Below are 5,869 nucleotides of genomic sequence, written 5' to 3'. Positions count from 1 at the left end.
CGAGCAATTTAAGACAGTAAACACGAAGTCGACTTGAGACCTGATCGAAAGTCTTTTTGTCAAGATCGGTATCTTTAAATCGCTGATGCGGCGAGTGAGTTTTGCTCCTTCGAAGTCTTGCCCCATCGAATTGCGTTTCGTCCAGCGGGGCGGATCAGGACGGACAGTTGAAAAAACGCCGTGTGAAGAGCTCTTAGAAAAGCTGGATTGCCAAGTAGTTCGACCAACTGGCTCCGACTCACATGGCCGTTCACCACCGCATCTTGAAGTCCGATATCGAGCAATTTGGCAATCTCGGATTGCCAATTGTTGCTTTCAGATTCAAGTTCGGATTGTTCGATCAGTGCCTCAAGCCATGCCAATCGACCATTGTGAATCACTGGATCGATCGTCACCGCCTGCAAACAGCTAGCTAGTTCACTAAACGTGCAGGTGGAGAGATTATCCGCTGAAATGAAAATATGGCGGAGTTGGTCAGTTGCGAGTATGGCGTCTGTCATTTCGTCCTCGTTCTCTTGAGAAAAGCTTGCTTATCATTGTTCACCCCAACCAAAGGGACGACGCATGCAGGTGTCCATTTCAGAAGCAATCACCAAATTCTAACAATTTTTGCAGAGTTGTTGATCTGCAACTGGTTGTCGACCGTGATCGCTAATTGACGAGATGCTGATTGGAACCGGAAATTCGCTTGAAATTGAATGAAAAGCTGAGCCTAGCTAGGCGTCTCTCACACGTGTGGCCCCGTCGGGGTGGGCCGCGTTTTGGTGACGACGGAGAACGCCGATGGCTGGAACGATAGTGGCCGAACGGTCGGACGCGGTCAGCGATATCGGGGCAGGACTCGAATGGGTCCGCCGACGGCTGGGCGAGTGGTTCGTCGATTGTCCCGTCGCTTTGGCGGCGGCGATGTCGGAGGTGAATTCTTGCGAGCAGTATTCCGACTACCTCAGCGGTGTCTTGGATTCGTCTGATGACAGCGTCGATGTCGCACGCGCGGTTTTGAACTGGTCCATTCGCCGCGGGGAAATCTGGCGGCTTTCTTCGACGCATCGGTGAAAGGCTGATCGCAAAGCGTCGTCCTTTTCTCGGACGACGTCGCTCGGTTTCTTCCTCCGCATCGCTTGCGGAACCACGGCGTCGAAGTGCGCAGTGGAGACATCAACATGTTGAAACCAAACTCGAAACTAGCCGAGCAGCAAGCTTCCAATCGGTCGAACAAACGACACGATGTGGCGTCGGACTTGTTCACACAGCATGAAGCGTTCGGCACCAAAAACCAGTTCACCGTTGGGATCGAACATGAATACGGTCTGGTCAATGCGTTCACTGGTCAACCCGTCAATGCGTTTGATGAGGTGTATGACGATTTGGAACCATCGATACAGCAACGTTGCACAAACGAGTTCCTTGGCTGCCAAATCGAGTTCGCCACTGGCGTTCATGAGGATGTTGAGTCCGCGGCCGGCGAGGTCATTGAGATCGACACGGAACTGATTCGGGTTTGCGATCGCTTGGGGCTTCGTGTCCTGAGGTCAGGAACCTTCCCGGATTGGAAATTCGATCCGGCACTGATACATGACTGCGAACGTTCGCGGCGAAACTTGCAACGCTTCGGTGGTGAGGTTGCCGGCTTAGCTTGCAACTCGATGCATGTGCACGTTCAAGTCAGTCGAGATGATGCGATCGCCGTGATGGATCGGTTGATGTGCCATGTTCCACGATGGGTGGCGATGAGTGCGAACTCGCCGTCGATGTACGGACACGGTGGCAAATTTGCCAGCCACCGCGCGATGGTGTGGGGACGTGAAGGAGCGATCACCGGTTTCCCCTATCGATTCGGTGGATCTTGGGAAGCCTACTACTACGAAATCGCTCGGTTGCATTCGGCTGGTTTGGTCGAGACCCAAAAGGATGCCTACTTCATGGTCCGACCCACGCGATTTGGGACGATCGAGGTGCGATGTTGTGACATCCCGGTCGACTTGCAAACGACCATCGCAATCGCTGAAGAAATTCAGGCGGCAGCGATCAACGCGGTTGGCGACACCAGCCCAATGCCATCGTTGGAACAATTGACCGAGGACTTCGGGGGTGCATGTCGGCTTGGTCGTCAGTGGCTCCGTCGGGGAGAGCCTTCGCTCAACTGACCGATTGCCGATGAATGACAAACGCGACCACGACGTGAGGCTTCGCAGCCGTACGTCGTGGTTTGCTTTTGTAGAAACGACCGGTGTTTTCGCAGGGAGACTCAACCAAAGTTTCAAGAAGAAAGTTCTGCAACTCAAGAAAAACAACGACCTAGGCGTGAAAGAACCTGGCGGGAAAGTCGTCTTCATCGTGTGATCGCACGGGAGTCCGCTAAAGCAATTTCCAGCCTTTGGATTCAGAACGGCAGGGACGTTGCCTCTCAGTTGCTCAAGCAAAAGTCGTTTTGGCGACAAGAAAAAGAAAGATGCGACAAGCAAAAAAAGCCGTTGATTCACATGAATTAGTCGCATACAGAATCCATACTGATCAGATCAATTTCTGGCCAATGTCCCCGGCTCAGTAAAGTCCGCTACAGAGCAAGGGGGTAAAAACACTCTTCCTAATTGGCCTATCAATTAGGAGTTTTGAACAGAAATCTGATGTACTGTCTTGCAACTCACCTGGAATTACCCCAATTCCAGGCTGATTTCAGGAGGCGTTGCTTGGGGCAAATTTTTATTCACAGCTTTAATCACTGGTCAACGACAATGAAAATTACTGTGAATCACTGTGTTTTAGAAGTGAAAAGCGTTGATGATTCACGTTTTCACTGCGGGCCAAGCTAGGCACTTCGCTGTTTTACCGATTTTAAGCCTGATCGCTCCTGAGGGAGCGTATCCGAGGACTCACGTGTCCTCCCAAGCGAAGAAGGGCGTCTTACTGGACAATGTCTCGAAACGTTGTTCGGATTCGTTTTCAGGTTCATGTCGATGCACACCAGAGAAGTTTGATTGGTGTCAGACGCCCCCGTAGATCTTTCCTGTCCCATCGCCAGATTCCCAGATTTGATCCTGGGCATTGGTGCTTAGTGCCAGAGCCCATTTCGTTTCGTGTAAGGTAACACACACGCAACCGCTCTCACGCCACCTCGCTGCAGATCGACTCACCTGCGACATGGAATTCCCCTTTCAATTGCACGATCCGGCGTCTTAAACACGCCGAACCGATCGAACAATTAAGATTCCATCCCCAACAACGAATGGCCGCGAGCATCGGACACCGTCCTCTCCCACAACCGCTCTCTGTACGCGTTACCGGCAATTCAGCCAACCCTCACGCCCAGACGGAGCAATCACAGCACTACTTAATTTATTCCACGACACTCCTCCAACGATGTCAGTGCGTTCAGCGCGTGAATGTTTACGTCAAAATAGATTGACCTGGGCTCTGGGCTCCCCCATAATCATCGGAGCTGGGGCAACCGGTGATAAGTCCTCCCAAACCGGTGATAATTACATCGTTCGCTGTCCAGTTAAGGCTCCGCACACAGATAATGTCAGACGACAATCCGAACACCGCTCTAAGCTGGACTGGTTCGATATGCTCGATCCTTGGATTAATTGCTGTAATCACTCTACAATCATTCGATTTCGACAATTACACGCTGCTGTTTTGGTGGCTTACGACTGCGGTCATTGCGATCGCAGCGATTAACACTTGCTTCATTGCTCCATCCTTTCCTCTTCGAGCGATGTTCGCAATTGTTTTTGTCGCACAGATGCCGGCATTCGACTGGGCGTGGGGCGAACTTCATGAACGAGACATGCAGTTCAGCATCGGCTTGGGCATTCCAAACGAAGATGAGAAACGAATCGACACACTGGAACAGGAAAACTCGAGCTTGAGAAGGGAGCGACGAGAATCGATGCTGTTCTGGAGATCGATCGCGCATTTGACTGGGATGGGATTCGCGGTTCTGGCATGTACCGCTGCTGGACAACGTCGAATCCGCATCGAATACGACACAAGAGAACCATGACGTGCTCCTGAGGACGGCATGGGGGTTTACAAATGGGAAATCAAACCGCCGTCTCCGGTGACCTCGGACGTTATGTGACAGTACGGACGTCTCGTCGTTCTCGGGTGTCAACAAACAATGAGCTGAATCTGATGAACGATCGAGCTAATTTTGAAGATCGTCGCCTAAGTCTACGCCCCCTCTCCGGCGTCGAGGTAACTGAAGACTATCTCCCTCTCCGCCTTGCGACACTTCATGGGGAAATGCAATGGGGAAAGCAGGCGACCGCTTCGACTTCTGACCTGCGAGATAGTTTTGATGATGTGTCACTGCATTTCGGCGTTTACTTCAACACACGTATTCTGGCAGCCGTTCGTTTGATCATGGCAGATCGGCCAGCCGATCTGCCTTCCGGCCGATATTTTCCAAAAGCGTTTGATGGCTCTGGTCGTGTGGCTGAAATATCGAAAGCAATGGTGGACCCGGTAGCGCGTCAATGCGGCCTGTTTACCGCACTCCTACTGGAATGCAAAGCACGGGCTTACGCGAATGGCATTGCAGACCTTTTCATCAGCGTGGTTGACACCGATAGGATTCGCCGGTTTCTCAATGTTGAGGGGTTCCAAGAAATTGGAACTCCATTTCATTTCGAGGATCAGACAATCTCGGTCCAAGATCAGGCCATACTGTTGTGGAACCGGTTCAATACCGTCGAGTCCATCGAGACGATAAGTACGCGGCAAGATCACATTCTGTCGAAGGCTCAATCCACACTGGAGCCTCGTGTTGATTCCTGAGATGACGAGGTTCATCACGCATAAAGCGAAAGCCTGACATGAGTTCCGTTTTTATTAGTTATTCGCGTAACGATAGCAAAGTCGCCGATGATCTTGCGAGCATCCTTTCAGAGGTTGGAATCGATTACTTTCGGGACGTAAAGGACATCGATTGGGGTGCACGATTTTCGTCACGTGTACGCGAGGGACTTGCGGATTGCGTCGCAGTTCTCGTGATTGTCTCGGCAGAGGGCCTGAAATCACAGTGGGTTCCGTACGAAATTGGCCAAGCGTCGGCATTTGGAAAGATCGTCTTGCCTTACCTGACCGATCTGTCCGTTGAAATTCCGCAATATGTTCGAGACTTGAATATTGTGACCACGGTTGCGCAAGTCCGGGAGTATTTCGAAACGTCATTCCCCCAGCAAGCAAAGAGAGCAGAACCAATCCACGGCGAATCGGTGTACACGACACGCCAGATAGGAGCAATTATGGAACTTGTGGTAGCTGACGCCAAGCTTCCAATGCTCTTCATATCGAATGATCTTGAGGTCGTTCTTGCGTGCAACCAGCAATTAGCAGACTTGCTTGGAAAGTCGCGAGCGAAGATCAGGAGCGAGTCGGTGGAATGGGTCGTTGATCATGTTATTAACCTCGCTCCAAAGGGCCACAAGCCAGGTTTTCGAAGGCATCAAAAGGAGATGGGTGAACGGTTCGCGAACGACGAACAAGATTACGACTTCGAAGATGAGTACCTCGACTGCAGTGGCCATCAATCTAACAATCCGCTTCGCGGAAAATGGAAAGTGCGCATACATGCACACAGAGTGAGGCATGACGGAAAGCCGCTCGGGTTCTTTGTGTACTATGTCTTGGATCGAGTTCAGAAAATCCCGGTGCCTTCAAGCTAAGGGCTTCGGGAATCGCGAGGCAGTAGCGAGACTACGAGAGTAACGACAGACCCGCATAGCAATGCCGATCGTGATAGGGGCCGAATTGCTCTGGAGCTCCTCCCACACCACAGACGCATGCGGGTCCGCTCAATGACAATTGGCCAGGGGCGATTCGCCGCGATGATACAAGCTGTTGCCAACGCTCCAACAGACTC

At 51.7% G+C, this 5,869-nt stretch carries 7 protein-coding genes; 6 read left to right on the top strand and 1 reads right to left on the bottom strand.

Annotation, left to right across the window (positions count from 1 at the left end; translation table 11 throughout):
• Positions 1 to 74 precede the first annotated feature (74 nt).
• The gene (locus RMSM_RS06635) at positions 75 to 500 is read right to left on the bottom strand and encodes a hypothetical protein (RefSeq protein WP_144057434.1); all 426 of its coding nucleotides are present in this window, start codon (positions 498 to 500) and stop codon (positions 75 to 77) included.
• 283 nt (positions 501 to 783) lie between these two features.
• Here RMSM_RS06635 and RMSM_RS06630 point away from each other — a divergent pair, with 283 nt between their 5' ends.
• The 6 genes from RMSM_RS06630 to RMSM_RS06605 all read left to right on the top strand — a co-directional run bounded on the left by RMSM_RS06630 (position 784) and on the right by RMSM_RS06605 (position 5,672).
• Positions 784 to 1,056: a hypothetical protein gene (locus RMSM_RS06630; RefSeq protein WP_040764455.1), complete on the top strand. Its 273-nt coding sequence runs from the start codon at positions 784 to 786 to the stop codon at positions 1,054 to 1,056.
• A 107-nt stretch (positions 1,057 to 1,163) separates the two neighbouring features.
• The gene (locus RMSM_RS36490) at positions 1,164 to 2,147 is read left to right on the top strand and encodes a carboxylate-amine ligase (protein ID WP_052031525.1); all 984 of its coding nucleotides are present in this window, start codon (positions 1,164 to 1,166) and stop codon (positions 2,145 to 2,147) included.
• Between the two features lie 10 nt (positions 2,148 to 2,157).
• The gene (locus RMSM_RS06620) at positions 2,158 to 2,343 is read left to right on the top strand and encodes a hypothetical protein (protein ID WP_040764453.1); all 186 of its coding nucleotides are present in this window, start codon (positions 2,158 to 2,160) and stop codon (positions 2,341 to 2,343) included.
• Positions 2,344 to 3,718: 1,375 nt separating this feature from the next.
• Positions 3,719 to 4,006 (top strand): hypothetical protein, encoded by a 288-nt coding sequence (locus RMSM_RS39615; protein WP_008693274.1) that lies wholly within the window; start codon positions 3,719 to 3,721, stop codon positions 4,004 to 4,006.
• A gap of 131 nt (positions 4,007 to 4,137) precedes the next feature.
• Entirely contained in the window at positions 4,138 to 4,782 is a 645-nt protein-coding gene (locus tag RMSM_RS06610) for an N-acyl amino acid synthase FeeM domain-containing protein (protein ID WP_040764448.1), read from the top strand.
• A gap of 38 nt (positions 4,783 to 4,820) precedes the next feature.
• Complete coding sequence (locus RMSM_RS06605; RefSeq protein ID WP_008693271.1) at positions 4,821 to 5,672, top strand: toll/interleukin-1 receptor domain-containing protein; 852 nt, start codon at positions 4,821 to 4,823, stop codon at positions 5,670 to 5,672.
• Positions 5,673 to 5,869 lie beyond the last annotated feature (197 nt).

The sequence above is a fragment of the Rhodopirellula maiorica SM1 genome, assembly GCF_000346295.1.
GTDB lineage: Bacteria > Planctomycetota > Planctomycetia > Pirellulales > Pirellulaceae > Novipirellula > Novipirellula maiorica.
Note: the sequence above shows the minus strand (reverse complement) of the source record. Positions and strands in the feature narration are given on the sequence as shown.

Excerpts from the sequence above, each read along its gene's own strand:
- RMSM_RS06635 (WP_144057434.1), bottom strand. The coding sequence starts at position 500 with ATGACAGACGCCATACTCGCAACTGACCAACTCCGCCATATTTTCATT.
- RMSM_RS06630 (WP_040764455.1), top strand. The coding sequence starts at position 784 with ATGGCTGGAACGATAGTGGCCGAACGGTCGGACGCGGTCAGCGATATC.
- RMSM_RS36490 (WP_052031525.1), top strand. The coding sequence starts at position 1,164 with ATGTTGAAACCAAACTCGAAACTAGCCGAGCAGCAAGCTTCCAATCGG.
- RMSM_RS06620 (WP_040764453.1), top strand. The coding sequence starts at position 2,158 with ATGAATGACAAACGCGACCACGACGTGAGGCTTCGCAGCCGTACGTCG.
- RMSM_RS39615 (WP_008693274.1), top strand. The coding sequence starts at position 3,719 with ATGTTCGCAATTGTTTTTGTCGCACAGATGCCGGCATTCGACTGGGCG.
- RMSM_RS06610 (WP_040764448.1), top strand. The coding sequence starts at position 4,138 with ATGAACGATCGAGCTAATTTTGAAGATCGTCGCCTAAGTCTACGCCCC.
- RMSM_RS06605 (WP_008693271.1), top strand. The coding sequence starts at position 4,821 with ATGAGTTCCGTTTTTATTAGTTATTCGCGTAACGATAGCAAAGTCGCC.